Annotated in this window: 16 protein-coding genes; 10 read left to right on the top strand and 6 right to left on the bottom strand. The window is 75.3% G+C overall.

The window, feature by feature from the left end; translation table 11 throughout:
- The first annotated feature begins 87 nt into the window (after positions 1-87).
- A complete protein-coding gene (locus tag LN037_RS07295; protein ID WP_230751279.1) occupies positions 88-405 on the top strand; it encodes a hypothetical protein in 318 nt (105 codons plus the stop codon).
- Here the strand turns inward: LN037_RS07295 and LN037_RS07300 are convergent.
- Genes LN037_RS07300 through LN037_RS07310 form a run of 3 tightly spaced genes read right to left on the bottom strand, consistent with a single transcriptional unit; the run spans position 402 to position 3,065 of the window.
- The gene (locus tag LN037_RS07300; protein ID WP_230751281.1) at positions 402-1,175 is read right to left on the bottom strand and encodes an ABC transporter permease; all 774 of its coding nucleotides are present in this window, start codon (positions 1,173-1,175) and stop codon (positions 402-404) included. The genes LN037_RS07295 and LN037_RS07300 overlap by 4 nt on opposite strands.
- Entirely contained in the window at positions 1,172-1,843 is a 672-nt protein-coding gene (locus LN037_RS07305) for an ABC transporter ATP-binding protein (protein WP_230751282.1), read from the bottom strand. The genes LN037_RS07300 and LN037_RS07305 overlap by 4 nt, the downstream gene beginning before the upstream one ends.
- A 10-nt stretch (positions 1,844-1,853) precedes the next feature.
- Complete coding sequence (locus LN037_RS07310; RefSeq protein ID WP_230751284.1) at positions 1,854-3,065, bottom strand: MFS transporter; 1,212 nt, start codon at positions 3,063-3,065, stop codon at positions 1,854-1,856.
- A gap of 97 nt (positions 3,066-3,162) precedes the next feature.
- Between LN037_RS07310 and LN037_RS07315 the strand changes: the two genes are divergently transcribed.
- Complete coding sequence (locus tag LN037_RS07315) at positions 3,163-4,827, top strand: Na+/H+ antiporter (RefSeq protein ID WP_230751286.1); 1,665 nt, start codon at positions 3,163-3,165, stop codon at positions 4,825-4,827.
- 104 nt (positions 4,828-4,931) lie between these two features.
- On the opposite strand, the gene treS is transcribed toward LN037_RS07315, so the two are convergent.
- Positions 4,932-7,148 carry a maltose alpha-D-glucosyltransferase gene (gene treS / locus LN037_RS07320; RefSeq protein WP_230751287.1) on the bottom strand — a complete coding sequence of 739 codons (2,217 nt, stop codon included), beginning with the start codon at positions 7,146-7,148 and terminating at the stop codon, positions 4,932-4,934.
- 185 nt (positions 7,149-7,333) lie between these two features.
- On the opposite strand from treS, the gene LN037_RS07325 reads away from it, so the two are divergent.
- Complete coding sequence (locus tag LN037_RS07325; protein WP_230751288.1) at positions 7,334-8,953, top strand: adenylate/guanylate cyclase domain-containing protein; 1,620 nt, start codon at positions 7,334-7,336, stop codon at positions 8,951-8,953.
- A 338-nt stretch (positions 8,954-9,291) separates the two neighbouring features.
- On the top strand, positions 9,292-10,095 hold the full coding sequence (locus tag LN037_RS07330; RefSeq protein WP_230751290.1) for an enoyl-CoA hydratase-related protein: 804 nt from the start codon (positions 9,292-9,294) through the stop codon (positions 10,093-10,095).
- Between the two features lie 32 nt (positions 10,096-10,127).
- Here the strand turns inward: LN037_RS07330 and LN037_RS07335 are convergent, their stop codons facing one another.
- A complete protein-coding gene (locus LN037_RS07335; RefSeq protein ID WP_230751292.1) occupies positions 10,128-10,565 on the bottom strand; it encodes an ATP-binding protein in 438 nt (145 codons plus the stop codon).
- A 203-nt stretch (positions 10,566-10,768) separates the two neighbouring features.
- Here LN037_RS07335 and LN037_RS07340 point away from each other — a divergent pair, with 203 nt between their 5' ends.
- From LN037_RS07340 to LN037_RS07365, 6 genes are all read left to right on the top strand, one after another.
- The gene (locus LN037_RS07340; protein ID WP_230751293.1) at positions 10,769-11,473 is read left to right on the top strand and encodes an RraA family protein; all 705 of its coding nucleotides are present in this window, start codon (positions 10,769-10,771) and stop codon (positions 11,471-11,473) included.
- Between the two features lie 41 nt (positions 11,474-11,514).
- Complete coding sequence (locus LN037_RS07345; protein WP_230751294.1) at positions 11,515-11,820, top strand: hypothetical protein; 306 nt, start codon at positions 11,515-11,517, stop codon at positions 11,818-11,820.
- 91 nt (positions 11,821-11,911) lie between these two features.
- Positions 11,912-12,385, top strand: a complete 474-nt coding sequence (locus LN037_RS07350) for a hypothetical protein (protein ID WP_230751296.1) — start codon at positions 11,912-11,914, stop codon at positions 12,383-12,385.
- A 44-nt stretch (positions 12,386-12,429) separates the two neighbouring features.
- Positions 12,430-13,887: a class I SAM-dependent methyltransferase gene (locus LN037_RS07355; RefSeq protein ID WP_230751297.1), complete on the top strand. Its 1,458-nt coding sequence runs from the start codon at positions 12,430-12,432 to the stop codon at positions 13,885-13,887.
- A gap of 169 nt (positions 13,888-14,056) precedes the next feature.
- On the top strand, positions 14,057-14,419 hold the full coding sequence (locus LN037_RS07360; protein WP_230751299.1) for a DUF6153 family protein: 363 nt from the start codon (positions 14,057-14,059) through the stop codon (positions 14,417-14,419).
- A gap of 48 nt (positions 14,420-14,467) precedes the next feature.
- A complete protein-coding gene (locus LN037_RS07365; RefSeq protein ID WP_230751300.1) occupies positions 14,468-15,040 on the top strand; it encodes a DUF305 domain-containing protein in 573 nt (190 codons plus the stop codon).
- Here the strand turns inward: LN037_RS07365 and LN037_RS07370 are convergent.
- Positions 15,037-15,750: an SDR family NAD(P)-dependent oxidoreductase gene (locus tag LN037_RS07370; RefSeq protein WP_230751301.1), complete on the bottom strand. Its 714-nt coding sequence runs from the start codon at positions 15,748-15,750 to the stop codon at positions 15,037-15,039. The genes LN037_RS07365 and LN037_RS07370 overlap by 4 nt on opposite strands.
- Positions 15,751-15,817: the final 67 nt, after the last annotated feature.

Below are 15,817 nucleotides of genomic sequence, written 5' to 3' on the forward strand. Positions count from 1 at the left end.
GACCCTACAGTGAGCCACGTCACCGGCTTCACCCCCGAGGCCGCGGGCGCCCTCGCGCGTCCGCACGTCCGGCCCCGGAGGTCCCGCATGTCCGTGCACCCGTTCCCCACGCACGCGCCCCGCCCGCCCGCCACCGGCACGGGCCTCGCTCCGTTGCGGCGCACGGTGACGGCCGCGATCGCGATGCTCGGCGACCTCCGGACGCTGCACCCCGCGGTGACCACCGGGCACCTCGAGCGGCACCTGCGCGCGGAGGTCGAGCGGGCGCTGCGGGGTCCCGACGGCGGGTGCAGCGCGATCCCCGCGGTGAGCACGGCCTGCGCCCACCTCGCCACCCGCTCCTACGAGGACGCCTACCTCGCGCTGGTGACCGCGACCGGCCTGCTCCCCCGCCCCTCCGCCTAGACCTTCTCCCGGCTCAGCGCCAGCAGGCGGTCGTCGGGGGTGAAGAGCCGGCGCACGAGCCCGAGCGCGACCACGCTCGTCGTCGTCGCGGCGGCCGCGAGCACGAGGAACATGACGACGGCCTGCACCAGCACGGCCTGCAGCGGCGGCACCCCGGCGAGGATCAGCCCGGTCATCGCGCCCGGCAGGAAGACGAGGCCGGTCGCCTTCGTCGTCTCGATCTGCGGGCTCAACGCCGAGCGCAGCACCCCGCGCAGGTAGGGCCGCGCGGCGTCGCGGCCGGACTGCCCGAGCGCGAGCCGGGCCTCGATCTCGGCGCGCTTGTCGGCGAACTCCTCCTGCAGCCGCCGGCCCGCGAGCACCGTGGACGTCATGGCGTTGCCGACGATGAGGCCGGCCATCGGTACCAGCGTGCGCGAGGTCAGCGGGAACACGCCGAGCCCGAAGAGCACCACCAGGCACACCGTGCCCGCGGCCAGGAACGCCGCCCCGGCCACCGGCAGCAGCCCGGGGATCGAGGGGGCGCGCTGCCGCGCGGTCCACGCGGCGTAGGCCAGCATCGCAGCGACCCACAGCCACGACCACCACAGCGACACCCCGGGCATGAGCAGCAGCACGAGGATGCCGCCCACGATCAGCAGCTGCACCAGCGCCCGGGCCGCGGCCCAGACGATGCTGCGCTCGAGCCCCAGGCGCCACGCGAGCGAGATGCCCGCGGCGACCACGACGAGGACCAGCGAGACGGCCAGTCCGGTCCAGCTGATGGTCACGACGTCCTCCCCCGGGTGAGCTGCCAGTCGCCGCTCTCGACGATGCGGTGGTCACGGATCTCCAGCACCCGGTCGGCCACCCGCGACACCTGCTCGTCGTCGTGCGCGATCCACACCACGGTCAGGGCGCCCTCGTCGACGAGGTCGAGCACGGTGCGCTCGAACTCGCGGGCGGGCGTCGCGTCGAGGGCCGAGGTGGGCTCGTCGAGCAGCAGGGTCTCCGGGCCCGTGATGAGCGTGCGGGCCAGGCACATCCGCTGCAGCTCGCCGCCGGAGAGCGTGTCGGCGTCGCGGTCGAGCATCGCGGCGTCGAGCGAGACCCGCCGCAGCGACTCGACCATCCCGTCGCGGTCCGCGTCGGGGTCGGCGACGGCGAGGTTGTCGGCCACGGTGCCCGCGAACGGGGTCGCGCGCTGGAACACCATCCCCACCTGGCGCCGCAGCCGGTGCGGGTCGAGCTCGTCGAGGGACGTGCCGTCGTAGGTGATCGACCCGTCGTCGGGGACGTCGAGGCGGTTGAGCAGCCGCAACGTCGTCGACTTGCCCGCCCCGGACGGGCCCCACAGGGCCGTGACGCCCTGCCCGGGGATCTCGGCGTCCACGGCGTCGAGCACGGTGTCCCCGCCGCGGCGGACGCTCACCCCGCGCAGGACGAATCCCGCCGTCATCGTCTCCTCCTCAGCGCACCGGCACCGGGCCGGCGCGTCGTGCGGCCCGATGGGCCAGCAGCATCCGCCGTCCGACGAGCACTCCGGCCCCCGCCAGGACCATTGCCGCTGCGGCGACCAGCCATGCCGCGGTGAACGACACAGTCCCGGCGAGCAGGCCGAACCCGACCGGGCCGAGGAACCCGCCCGCGTACACCCCGACCTGCACGATGGCGGTCGCCGCCGCGGGCGCCTCCGGGTTCAGCCGCACCACCGCGAACTGCAGCAGCCCGGGCCACGACCAGCCGAGCCCGAACCCGAGGACCACCCCGACGACGAGCGCCACCGGGCCGGGCAGGGCCAGCAGCACCAGCCCGACGGCGCCGGTCAGCAGGCAGGTGGCGACGACCGCGACGTGGCCGCCGCCCCTGCCCCCCGTCGCCGCGCTCGCCTCGTCGCGGCGGTCCGCGAGCCAGCCGAGCAGCACCCGCATCGCCAGCCCGACCACGCTGCCCATCGTCAGGACGAGCCCGGCGAGCCCCGGGGAGATGCCGCGGTCGACCGCGGACGCGACGAGGAAGATGCCGAGCCCGGTCGCCGCCGCGGCGCCCAGGCCGGCGGCGGCCCCGATCACGGCGAGGGCGGCCGTGGCCCGGTCGGTGTCCCCGACCGCGTCGTCGGCGCGGGCGGCCGAACCGCGCGGCGCGGCCGCGAACGCGGCGAGGGCGAGCCCGGCCGCGCCGACGTAGGCCCAGCGCCAGCCGACGGTGAGGGCGAGCGCGGGCACGGCGAGCCCGGCGAGCAGCGTCGCGAGCGGCACCGAGGCCTGCTTCACCCCGAAGGAGAGCCCCATCCGCCGCTGCGGCATCGACCGCGCGAGCGTCAGGTTCGACGACAGCTGGCCCATCACGTTGCACCACGCCGAGCACAGCAGGATCACCGCGAGCGCGACGAGCGACCGGGCGAAGGCCGCCGTGGCGAGCAGGCCGGTCGCCGAGCCGAGCACCGCGACCCGGCTCGTCACCCGCGACCCGAACCGCTCGACGATCTTCCCGACCGGCAGCGACATCAGCGCCGACACCGCGAAGTAGGCCGCGACGAGCAGCCCGAGCACCGCCGGGTCGAACCCCAGTTCCGCGCCGACCTGCACCGCCGAGGCCCCGAGCAGGAACACCGGCAGCACGGTCGCGGTGGTGATCGCGACCGCCCCGGCCCCGACCCGCCACGCCGTCTGCTCGCTCATCGTGAGCCACGCTAACGGACATTCCCGACGTCGGGTCGCGGACGTGATCCGGGTCCTCCCCGCGGTGAGCCGTCCGCGCGCCGGGCACACTCCCGGAATGGTCCACCTGGTCGCCGCGGTGGTCGGCCTCGTGATCGTCACCGCCCTCGTCCGCGCCGGGGCACGACGCACGGGGGTGCCCGACCCGATCGCGCTGCTCGTCGTCGGCGTCGCCGCGTCGTGGATCCCGGGCCTGCCGGACTACCGGATCGACCCGGACCTCGTCCTCGTCGTGATCCTCCCGGTGCTGCTCTACTGCGCCGGCTTCGCCGCGTCGGTGCCCGCCTTCCGGATCCACCTGCGCCCGATCCTGCTGCTCGCCGTGGGCCTCACACTCGCCTCCACGCTCGCGGTGGGCGCGGTGGCGGCCGCGCTGGTGCCCGGGCTGGGGTTCGCCGCGGCCTGCGCGCTCGGGGCGGTCGTCGCCCCGCCCGACGCCGTCGCGGCCACCGCGATCGCCCGCACCATCCGGCTCCCGCGCCGCGTGGTGGCGCTGCTCGAGGGCGAGAGCCTGTTCAACGACGCCGCCGCCCTGACCGCGCTGACGGTCGCCGTCGCCGCGGTCGCGGGGGCGACGTCGTTCGCGGGAGCGGCCGGCGAGTTCGCCGTGGTCGCGCTCGGCGGGGTCGCGGTGGGGGCGGTGGTCGGGCTCGCGATCGGCTGGGTCCGACGCCGGGTGCTCCACCCCTACACCGACGTGGTCGTCTTCCTCGTCGCGCCGTTCGTGGTCTACCTGCCGGCCGAGGAGCTCGGCGTCTCCGGCCTCGTCGCCGTGGTGGTGGCCGGGCTCTACCTGGGCCACCGCGCGACGACGATCATGGAGCCGGGCGCGCGGGTGGTCACCGGCGCGGTGCGCACCGCGGTGTCGTGGCTGCTCGAGGGCATGGTGTTCCTGCTCGTGGGCCTGCAGCTGCGCAGCGTCGTCACCGGGATCTCGGGGATGCCGCCGCTCGCGGTGGCCGGGGTGACCGTCGCCGTCGTCGTGACCCTCGTGGTGGTCCGGTTCGCGTGGATGGTGCTCACCGAGCAGGTGGCGGGCACCGCGCTGGGCCGGCGGCACGCCTCGTGGTCGGAGACGATCCTGACCTCCTGGGCCGGGATGCGCGGCGCGGTCTCGCTCGCCGCCGTGCTCACGCTGCCGCTCGCCTTCCCGCAGCGCGACCTGATCGTCTTCGTCACCTTCGTCGTCATCCTCGTGACGCTGCTCGGCCAGGGCCTCTCGCTGCCGGCCCTGGCCCGGCGCCTGCCGAGCGCCCGCAACGAGGCCGGCGAGGAGGCCCAGGAGGAGGCCCGCGCCCGACGGCTCGCGGCCGACGCCGCCCTCGAGTGCCTGGAGGAGATCGAGCGGGAGAACCCGGGCCGCGAGCCGGTCGTCGAGCAGCTGCGGCGGCGGGTGAACAACCGGATGGCGGCCGCGTCCGAGGCGTTCGAGGCCGCCTCCGACGCGTTCGACCCCGAGGGCGGCGCCGAGTCCGCGGGCCGGGGCGGGGCCGTCGAGTCGGTGGCCGAGGCGGAGTCGGAGGACGAGTCCGGCGACGAGGGTGGACCCGAGCGCACGCAGGAGGGCGTCCGCGACACCTACCGGCGCTACGGGCAGGCCATGCTCGTGGCCGAGCGCTCCCGCCTCCTGGCGCTGCGGGACGCGGGGACGCTCGGCGAGGAGGCGTTCGTGCGCCTGCAGCACGAACTCGACCTGGAGCAGGCGGCGCTCACGGTGCGGTGAGGCGCGGCCCGGACGTCAGCGGTGGCACACGGCTGACGCCGGACGTCAGCGGTGGCACACGGCTGCCACCGCGACGCGCCGGGCCGACGGGACCACACCCGTCGTCAGGAAGGCTCCACCAGCAGGGCCATGCCGCGGCGGGCGGGCAGGTCGACGGCGAAGGCGTGCAGGTCGTCGACGAAGCCCAGCGGCTCCTGGGTGAACATGTCGAGCACCGCGCCGCCCGGGGCGAGGGCCTCGGAGCGCACCGTGCCGCGCACCGGCTCGGCGGCGAAGTTGAGCACCGTCAGCTGGTGGGATCCGCTGTCCAGCTCGTGGACGAGGACGAGTAGCCCGGGGTGCGAGACGTCGGGGATGTCGACCTGGCGGGAGGTGGCGATCCCGTAGTGCTTGCGCACCGCGAGGATCGCCTGGAGCTGGCGGGCGAAGCTGGTCTCGTCGGCGAGCTGGTCGGGCAGCGTGCCGTAGAGGCTGCGCCCGCGCGGCATGCCCTCGGCGGAGCGGTCGGCGTCCGGCGCGAAGCCCATGAGGTCGTGCGCGCCGCGGTGGATCCAGCGGGTGTCGCCCTCGGCGACCAGGGCCGCGACGTCGTCGACCGGCAGCGTCAGCATCCCGGTGAGGTCCCAGCCGGAGAGCGCGAAGACGCCCGGCTGCATCGCGTTGAACATCGCGAGCATGAGGTGGACGGCGCGGATCTCCTCGACCTCGGCGGGGCCGATGGTGTCGAGGTCGTGGATGCCGATCGAGGCGGCGACGACGGTCGCGGTCGTCGAGGCGATGCCGTTGGTGGTGAACACCAGGTTGAACGGGTGCTCCGGGCCGGCCAGCGCGTGGAGCAGCTCGCCGCGCACGGTCTCGGCGAGCTGGGCCCCCGTGACCTCCTCGCCGCGGAACACGACCGTCTCGTCGCGGTGCCCGGCGGCCCAGTGGACGAGCTCGTAGGTCATCTCGTCGTGGTTCTGCAGCGCGTGCACCAGCGAGGCCGGGTCGATGCCGAGGTCGCGGGCGGTGCGCAGGCCGAGGCGCAGGAACTCGGCGTCGCCGGTCGCGAGGGCGTGGTGGTAGCCGGGGCGGTTGACGAAGTCGTACGACAGGTCCGCGCCGGCCCGCCCGACCTCGCGGATGTCGTCCATCGTCAGGTTCAGTTCCTGGAAGGTGAACCCGCCGACCTTGCGGACCATGCTGGCGATGAGGTGGTTCGCGGCGCCGGAGAGGGGGTGCCCCTCGGACCAGGCCGGGCCGCCGAGGGCGCTCTTCTCCACGCCGAGGAACCCGTTGGCGTCGAGGCGCAGCGCCCCGGAACCGAGGTCGGCGAGGGAGTGCAGCGCGTCGCCGATCGTCAGGCGCATCCCCGCGAACGACGGGTCGAGCCAGTTGATCGAGGGCTGCCCCTCCTTGAAGTAGTGCAGGTACACCCAGCGCCGCGCCACGCCGTCCACCCCGACGACGGCCCTCGTCGCGCTCCAGTTGGTCTCCTTGACCCCGGGCGCGTGGAAGATGACGCGCTGCAGCGCGCCGATGATGTAGCCGGCCTTCTCCAGGCGCTCCTCGGTGGCGACGTCGAGGTTCACCGAGTCGCGCCCCGGCGGCACGACGGGCAGCTCCGACCAGTCCTCCGGGTCGATCTCGACCATGTGGAAGATGCCGGGGTAGTCCGCGTAGCCCATCTCGGCGAGGCGGAAGTCGGCGCCCTTGCCGGTGTGGCCGGGCACGACGTCGTCGATCACGGTGCCGCCGTGGAACGTCGCCATGCCGCACATCGCGCGGAAGTCGGCCTCGGAGCCGAAGGCGGGGTCGATCACCGTCGAGATGCGGTCGAAGTGGCCGTCGACGCTCGGGGTGTGCTCCCACCCGGAGATGCCGCCCGCGCGCTTCACCGGGCCGGTGTGCACGCCCTCGACGCCGATCGCCGCGAACGCCCGCCACAGGTCCTCCTCGGCCATGGCGGCGAGGAACGGCTGGCCGGGGCGGGTCATGAACGACAGCGGGTAGGCCGTGAACCACACGCTCGCCGTCTCCACGGCGCCCCGCGGGTCCGGGTCGGCGAACGGGTTCTGCCACATCGTGCCGCGACCGGAGAACTGTCGGGCGATCGTGTCGGCGTCGGCCAGCATGGACTGCCCGCGCAGCCAGGCCACGTAGGCCGGGTTGGTGCCGATCGGCTCGCCGTCCCGACCCGCGGCGCGGCGCTCGAACGGCGAGCGCACCTTCGGGCGGTGCCGCAGCGCGCGGGGCCGGGCGGGATGGAAGTGTTCGGCGTAGGTCAGCTCGATCGGCCCCGTGTCCTCGCCCGACATCCCGCTGCCCGCCCCGTCCGCCACCGACGTCCCTCTTCTCTCGCGCGTAACGAGGCGACATGGTCACACGCGGGCGGGGGCGACCCGTCGTCGGGATCGGCGCCCGGTCGGGGGTGTCGTCGAGCTGACTCGATCAAGCCTTCCCGACGTCGGGTGCGGTCGGGTTGGACGCTATCTTTCCGGTACCCGTGGTACCGGTTGGAGGAGTCGTGGCCCGTCGTCGTCCCCGCCGGTCCGGCCCGCCCGTGGAGGCGCGCGCCGGCGACCGTGGGCTGACCGCCGGACTCCGCGCGCTGCTGCTCCTGGTCGTGGTCCTGCCGAACGTCATCGGCGCCGGCGTGGTGCTGGTGCTCGCGGCGTGGGTGCTGCCGCACGACCTCGTGGACGCGCCCGCCCTGCTGCTGCGCAACCTCGTCGTGTTCGCGGGCTACGTGGTGCTCGCCGTCGCGGTCGGCGCGGGGTGGGGGCACCTGCTGATGCGGGTGCGGCCGTTGCGGGTCGACGCCGACGAGCGCCAGCGGCGCGGGTGGGAGCGGCGCTTCCGGAAGGTGGTGCTCGGCGGCCCGGTGCGGCTCGCTGCGGTGCAGACGACGCTGTGGGGCGTCGCGTCGGCGGTGTTCCTGCTGCTCAACGTCTTCGACTCGTGGCGGATCGCGCTGCAGGTCGCGGCCACCGTGCTGCTCGGCGGACTCGCGACGGTGTCGATCACCTACCGGCTGGTCGAGGTCGTGCTGCGGCCGGCCGCGCGCCGGGTGCTGGCGGCCCGCCCGCCGTCGGGCACGGTGCTGCCGGGCGTGCTGATGCGGACGCTCGGCGGGTGGGTGTTCGGGACGGCGGTGCCGCTGCTGGGCGTCGTGCTCGCGGCGGTCGCGGCGTTGGCGCTGGGCACGTACGACGTGACGCGGCTGGCGGTCGTCGTGGTGGTGCTGGGTGGGGTGGCGTTGGTGCTGGGCGGGGCGGTGATCACCCTGACCGCCCTGTCCACCGCCGCCCCGGTGCTCGCGGTGCGCCGGGCGCTGAAGAAGGTCGAACGCGGCGACTACGACGTCGACGTCCCCGTCTTCGACACCACCGAACTCGGCCTGCTCCAGGCCGGGTTCAACACCATGGTCTCCGGGCTGCGCGAACGCGAACGCGTCCGCGACCTGTTCGGCCGCCAGGTCGGCGAGGACGTCGCCCGCCACGCCATGGACAACGACGTCGAACTCGGCGGCGAGGTCCGCGAGGTCGCCGTCCTGTTCGTCGACCTCGTCGGCTCCACCACCCTGGCCGCGACCCGCCCCCCGCAGGAGGTCGTCGAACTGCTCAACGAGTTCTTCGCGGTGGTCATCGACGTGGTCGAGGACCACGGCGGGTGGATCAACAAGTTCGAGGGCGACGCCGCCCTGGCCGTGTTCGGCGCCCCCACCGAACTCCCCGACGCCGCGGGCCGCGCGCTGGCCGCCGGGCGGGTGATGGCCGCCCGACTGGCCGAAGAGGTCTTCCCCGCCACCACCGAACTCGGCGCCGGGATCGGGGTCTCGGCCGGAGAAGCCGTCGCCGGCAACATCGGCGACCGCCGCCGCTACGAGTACACCGTGATCGGCGACCCGGTGAACGAGGCCGCCCGCCTCTGCGACCTGGCCAAGGACGTCGACGGCGGCGTCGTCGGCTCCGGCGCCGCCCTCGAGCGGGCCGGCGACGAAACCGACCGGTGGACCACCATCGGCTCGAGGACCCTGCGCGGGCGCACCACCGAGACCACCATCCACGCCCCCACCCGCCTGGCCGGACGCGCCACCCAGCCGTCCTCCAACGGCGACCCCACACCCGCACACGAACCCGCCTGACCCAGGCGACGGCCAGGTCGGCGGGCCGGCCGGGCGCGCGCGCCGGACGGGCCTCGGGGAGACGCCGGCTGCCAAGATCCTGTTCCGCCGCGCATAGTGATCGCTCAGCGACCACATCGCGCGGCCCGACAAGATCTTGACCCGAAGACCGGCGGGCGCACCCGCCGTCGAGAAGCCCCCGCCCCGAGGCAGGCTCCGCCGCCGACGGACCCACCGACACCCAAGATCCTGTTCCGCCGCGCATAGTGATCGCCCAGCGACCACATCGCGCGGCGCAACAGGATCTTGCCCCCGCGAGACCGCCGCGCGCGACGTCCGCCGACCGTAGGGTCGCGACCGTGACCTACCCCTGGCCCGACCAACCCGAGCCGACCGCCGAGGAGGTCGCCACCCGGGTGCGGACCGAGCAGCACGGGACGGTGCTGCTGATCCGCATGACGCGCCCGGAGAAGCACAACGCGATCGACGCCGCGATGACCCGCGGGCTCGACGCCGCCCTGGACCGCCTCGACGACGACCCCGGCCTGCGCTGCGGGGTCCTCGCCGGCGGGGAGCGGGCGTTCTGCGCGGGGACCGATGTCGCGGTCGGACCCGGGGAGCCGACCCCCCGCGGCGGCAACTACGGCGTCGTCGCCCGGCGCCGCCGGACCCCGCTGATCGCGGCCGTCGAGGGCATCGCGTTCGGTGGCGGGTTCGAGATCGCGCTGGCGTGCGACCTCGTCGTCGCGTCCCGGACCGCCCGGTTCGCCCTGCCCGAGGTGGGGCTCGGGCTCGTCGCGAACTGCGGCGCCCTGTTCCGCACGCCACGGGCCCTCACGCCTGCCGTTGCGAAGCGGCTCCTGCTCACCGGCGACCCGATCGACGCCGCGCGGGCGCACGAGCTCGGCCTCGTCACCGACCTCACCGAGCCGGGCGGGGCCGAGGCGACCGCATTGGCCGTGGCACAGCGGATCGCCGAGCGCTCCCCCGCCGCCGTCACCGCCACCCTCGCCGCCGTCGACTCCGCCGTGCTCGAGGCCGACGCCCGCGGTTGGGCCGACACCGACGCGGCCGTCGCATCGATCATCGACGGCCCCGAACGCGCCGAGGGCCTGGCGGCGTTCGCGGAGAAGCGGGCACCGAGGTGGCCGGAGGCCCTGTGAGTACTTCTGACGGCTATCACCGTCAGAACTACTCACATGGGCGAAGCCCACCTCGAGCGCAGCAGTACCGTCGTGCCGCGGTCGCCGTGGCGGATCGCCACCTCGTCGACCTGCGAGGTCATCAGCGTGATCCCGCGCCCGTGCAGGGCGGGGCGGCCGACCACGTCGTGCTCGAGGTCGACGCTCTCCGGCGCGCGCCAGCGGCCACCGTCGGCGACCGTCACCAGCACCTCGCCGTCGTCGAGCATGACGGTGAGGTCGATGCGGGCGGCGCCGTCGCGGCGGTGGACGTCGTCGTAGGCGTGCACCACGACGTTGTCGATCGCCTCGCTGGCCGCCAGCACCATCCCGTCGACCACGCCGCTCGGCACCGCCGACGACCGCAGCCACTGGCGCAGGTCGTCCCGGATGCGGGGTCCCTGGTCGACGTCGGCGCTGTACTCGACGCGCTCGAACTCGACGGCGTCCATCGTTCGGTCCTTCCGGTGGCCCGACCCGCCGTGTCTCGGTCGCGATCGATGCAGCTCGCTCGGTCACGAACGGATAACCCCCTCCACCGTCCCTCCACGCCCCGGTCGGGAGCGGAACGGTCGGCGGGCGTCCCGCCACGACCACCGGCCTTTCGTCGACGGTGGAGTGCGCGCACGCGGCGTCTGCGGAAGGCTCCCCGGGCGTGAGCAAGGCGCACCCGCAGCAGTGGACGATCGACGACGCCGACCACCGGCCCGACCCGGCGGCGGTCGCGGCCCTGGCGGCCTTCCCGACGACGCAGATCGCCGACTCCGGCGGCCCGGTCTCGGTGGTCGGGCCGGGCATCGTCCGGCAGGCGGGCGGGAAGGAGTTCTGCGGGCCGGCGCTGACCGTCTGGACCAAGCCCGGCGACATCCTCTTCCTGCTCAAGGCCCCCGACCTGGCCCGCGCCGGGGACGTGCTCGTCGTCGACGGCGGCGGCCGCACCGACGCCGCGGTCCTCGGCGACATCATGAGCGGGACCCTCGCGCGGATCGGCGCGGTGGGCATCGCGATCGACGGCGTGATCCGCGACGCCGACGGCATCGACGAGATCAGCCTGCCGGTCTTCGCCCGCGGGGTCTACCCGACGACGGCCTCCAACGAGGGACCGGGCGCGATCAACGTCGACGTCGTCCTCGGCGGCGTGGCGGTGCGGCCCGGCGACGTCGTGCGCGGGGACGCGAGCGGCCTCGTCGTCGTGCCGCGCGAGCACGTCGAGGAGGTCGTGCGCCTGACGCAGGCGGTGGAGGACCGCGAGCGGGTCTGGCTCGACGCGATGGCGCGGGGCGCCGGGCTCGCGGAGGCCACCGGGGTCGACGACGTGATCCGCGCCCGACGCGAGGCGGTCGGCGTACACCTGCCCTGAGGAGGGCATTCCTGTCGCGAGCCCGCGAGAGGGAGAACGAGATGACCCGCGAGAGCCCCGTCCGGCCCCAGCCCGACACCCCGCGTCAGTACCGACCCGAGGGCGGCCCGACGGCGGGTGACCCCGTCGGCCGGCCCGACGACGCCTGGCTGCTGGAGGACGACGAGTTCCGCTACGCGGGTCGGCTCGACGACCCGGCCCCCGCCGACGGCGCCGAGGTCGAGGCCGACGGGCGCACGTGGTCGGTCGAGGGCGACGCGTCGGTCATCGGTGAGCAGGGGAAGGTGCTCGAGCCGGAGCCCGACCCGTCGTCGGGAGCCGAACGGCTGACCGTCACCGACCCCTGACGGACGCCACGCCGCGCGCCCGTCACCCGGTTCCGGGCGCGTCCACGGGGCGGCTCGATCGCGCCAAAGGCCGTTGCTACGGTTCGCCGCCGTGGCCGACCGAATGACACCGAGGGGATTCAGCGCCGTCGTGGTGCTGATCACCGCGGTCGCGTTCGACGTCCTCGCCCGGGCCGACGGCGTCCACGTGCTCGGCGTCGCACTCGCCGCGATCACCGTCGGAGCCGCCCGCGTGTGCCTGCCCCACCGTGCGTGGGGCACGTTCGCGCTGCTCAACCTCGCCGTCCTCGCCCAGCCCGCGGCCCTCGTCGTCGCCGCGCTGGCGCCGCAGGCCACCGGCACGCCGCCGCTCGCGCTGCAGGTGGCGGTGACCCTGCTGGTGGTGACGGCCGCCGCGAGCGAGCCGCTGCTCGCGGCGGTCCCCGTGCCGTCGCTGGCCCGCCTGCTCACCACCCTCGTCCCCGACGGGCCCCGCCCCGTCCCGGTGGTCGCCCCCGTCGTCGTACCCCTGGCCGGGGTCGATCTCGCGCGGCGGCTGCCGCGCCGGGGTCCGCCGCGCCCCTGAGCCCGTCCGCGCCGCTCCCCCGTCGACTCCCCGCGCGAGGTCCCGTGACGCTCTCCCCTGCCCTGCCCACCGTCCGTCCCACCACCGGCCCGGCGCTGCGCTGCCCCGACTGCGGCGCCCACCCGGTCCTCACCCCGACGCCCTCCCAGCCGCTGCCGGGCGGGACCTTCGGGCTCCTGCGCTGCGCCTGCACGACCTTCCCGCAGATCGACGACATCCCCGTGCTGCGCCGCGGCCGCGTCGACTCGCAGGACCACCTGACCGGACGCTGCGAGGTGGCGGGCCCGACCACCGACGAGCTCGTCGCCCTGCTCGCCGCCGACCGTCCGCTCGACGCGCTCGTCGCGCTGCTCGCCTTCCCGCCGCCGGCGCCGTCGTCGCGCCCCGGGCTGCGGCTGCCGTTCACCCGCGGCCCGTGGCCCCGGATCGCGCTCGCGGCCCGGCGCGCCGAGGTCCGCGCGATGCTCGCCGAGCACGACCGGCTCACCGCACAGGACTGGATGGAGCTCGCCTACGCGCGCTCCAGCGACCGCATCGACGACGAACTGCTGCCCTACTTCCTCGCGCGCTTCGGGCAGCCGCGGTTCCTCGCGACGGCGTCGCTGCTGCAGGCCCTTCCCGACGCCGGGTCGCGCCCGGTCCTCGACCTGGCCTGCGGCTTCGGGCACGTGGCGCACCACCTGGCGACGCGGCACGACCCGCGGGCCGTGGTGGGCGTGGACCGGAACTTCCTGCAGCTGTGGGTGGCGCGGCGCTACGTCGCGCCCACGCAGCGGTTCGTGTGCTCCGACCGCGTGGACGCGCTGCCCTTCGACGACGACGCCTTCGCCGCCTCGGTGTGCTCCGACGCGTTCCACTACTTCGACGTCCAGCAGGGCGCGCTCGACGAGCTCCGGCGCGTGGCCGTGGCGGACACGGTGCTGCTCGACCGGCTGGGCAACGTCCGGCTCGCCCCGACCGACGGGCCCCTCGAACGCGACGCGGCCGGGTACGTACGTCTGCTCCGGGACGCCCCGTGGCGGCTGACCTGCGAGGACGAGCTGCTCGCCGACTACCTCGCCGGGTACGGGCCGCAGCTCGCGTCCCCGCGCCACCCCGCCGAGCTCGACGGCGCGAAGTGGCTGATGCTCGTCACGTCCACCGACCCGCGGGTGTTCGCCGACCACGGCGCCTTCACCGAGCCGCCGCACGCCGCGGGCCGCCCGACGCTGAACCCGGTGTTCGAGGTGTCCCCCGACGACGACGGGGTGGAGCTCGCGTTCCGGTTCCCCTCGACCTGGTACGCCTTCGAGAACGCCGCCATGCGCGGCTACACCTCGGCGGGCGAGCGCCTCGACGCCGCCACGTACGCGGCGCTCCTGGCCGGGCGCCCGACCGAGCGCACCGCCGAGCTGCTGCGTGGCTTCGTGCTGCTCGGCATGCCCGAGCGGTACCGCCGTCCGCCGGGGACGCCCGCGCCGTCGGTGGTGCGCGGCCTCGTCCGGGGGCTGCGTCGGCGCTGAGCGGCTGCCGCCGTCTCGTTGACCGAAGGGCACCTTCGGTCGAATAGACGGGCCGTGGGCGCCCACCGCCAGGGCGCCGACCCGGCGCACCGTTCCGAACGAAGGGCCCATCCGGTCGCTCTACTCGACCGGAGGGGCCCTTCGTTCGATGCGGGTTATCGTCGGGACCGTGATCGAGTCGCGCGGCACCCCGGGCTCGGCTCGCGTGCTGCTCGTGCTCGCCCTGCTCGCGGGCCTGGTCGGGATGCACCAGATGGTCGGGCCGAGCGTCCACCACACCGCCGGGAGCAGCGTCGTCGCGGCGCACGACCACGGTCACGAGGAGCCCGCGGGCCACGCGACGATGCTCGAGCACCTCTGCGTCGCCGTGCTCGTCGCGCTCGCGACCCTCCTCGCCGCCGCGGTGCTCGTCCTCGTCACCGCCCCGACCCGCCGTCCGGGCCTCGCCCGCGGCCCCACCCCGGTGCTCGCCGGGCCCGCCCCGGTCCCCGTCCCCCGACGGCTCGCCGCTCTCCAGGTCCTCCGGCTGTAGGCCGGGACGCCACGACCGCGTCCCGACCCCAGATCCGGAGGAAGTCCCATGCGTTCCCGCACCCTCGCCGGCCTGCTGACGGCCGTCGCCCTCGTCCTGCTCACCGCGTGCACGAGCACGCCCGAGACCCCCGCTGCCCCGGCGGCCGCCGTCGACGCCGCCCACGAGCCCGCCGACGTGGCCTTCGCGCAGGGCATGATCCCGCACCACCGGCAGGCGGTCGCGATGTCGCGGCTCGCCGAGAGCCGGGCCGCGTCCCCGCAGGTGAAGGACCTCGCCGCGCGCATCGAGGGCGAGCAGGGCCCCGAGATCGAGCAGATGACCGCGATGCTCACCGCCTGGGGCGCGCCGGTGCCCGCCGGCGACGAGCAGCCGATGGCCATGGCCGGCATGCCCGGGATGATGGGCCCGCAGCAGATGGCCGACCTGGGTGCCCTCTCCGGACCCGCGTTCGACCGGGCGTTCCTGACGATGATGATCGCCCACCACACCGGGGCCGTGCAGATGGCGCAGGCCGAGCTCGCCCAGGGCACCAACCCGCAGGCCCGGGAGCTCGCGCAGGCGATCATCGGCGCCCAGCAGGCGGAGATCGCCGAGATGCAGCGCCTGTTGCAGGCCTAACGGCCCGGCGCCACCGTCACCTCGTCCTCGCCGCGCTCGTACGCGGCGAGGGCGGCGTGCACGACCGCCTCCGGGGTCTGCCAGCGCGCCGCCGGGAGGTGCCCGGAGTCCTCCCCGGCGCGGGCGTGGAACGCGGTCCGGGTCCGGCCGGGCCGCACCACCGTCACCCCGATCCGCCGCTCGGCCGCCTCGCGCCGGGCGGCCCGGGAGAACGACTCCAGGTACGCCTTGCCCGCCGCGTAGGTCGCGAGCGCGGGGTCGTCGCGGCCCGCCGCCGTCGAGGAGACGTTGAGGATCCCGCTGCCCGGCGCCATCGAGCGCAGGGCCGCGGCGGTCAGCCGGGTGGGCGCCAGCACGTTGAGCAGCACCGACGCCTCGAGATCCGCCGGCGACTGTCCGCGCAGGCCACCGAACCGCGTCGCCCCCGCGTTGTTGACCAGCAGCCCCACCCCGCCGAGCAGCGCCTCCACGCGCGCGAGGTCGGCGGGCACCGTCAGGTCGGCGACCACCACCCGCACCGGCACGGGCAGCGTCGCCGCGAGGCGGTGCAGCGCCGTCCGCGAGCGCGCGACCAGCACCAGCGGCCGACCACGGGCGGCGAGCTCCCGCGCGAAGGCGGCCCCGATCCCCGACGACGCCCCGGTCACCAGCGCGGTCGTCCCGAGCGGACGCGCGGGCGGCGGAACCACGGGGAGCGGGGTCATCGTCATGATCGCCAGACTGCGGGCACCGACGGACCCGGGACCACTGGACGATGGTCCCGGTACCCCCGGTCGG

The organism is Actinomycetospora soli (assembly GCF_021026295.1).
GTDB classification, from domain to species: Bacteria; Actinomycetota; Actinomycetes; order Mycobacteriales; family Pseudonocardiaceae; genus Actinomycetospora; species Actinomycetospora soli.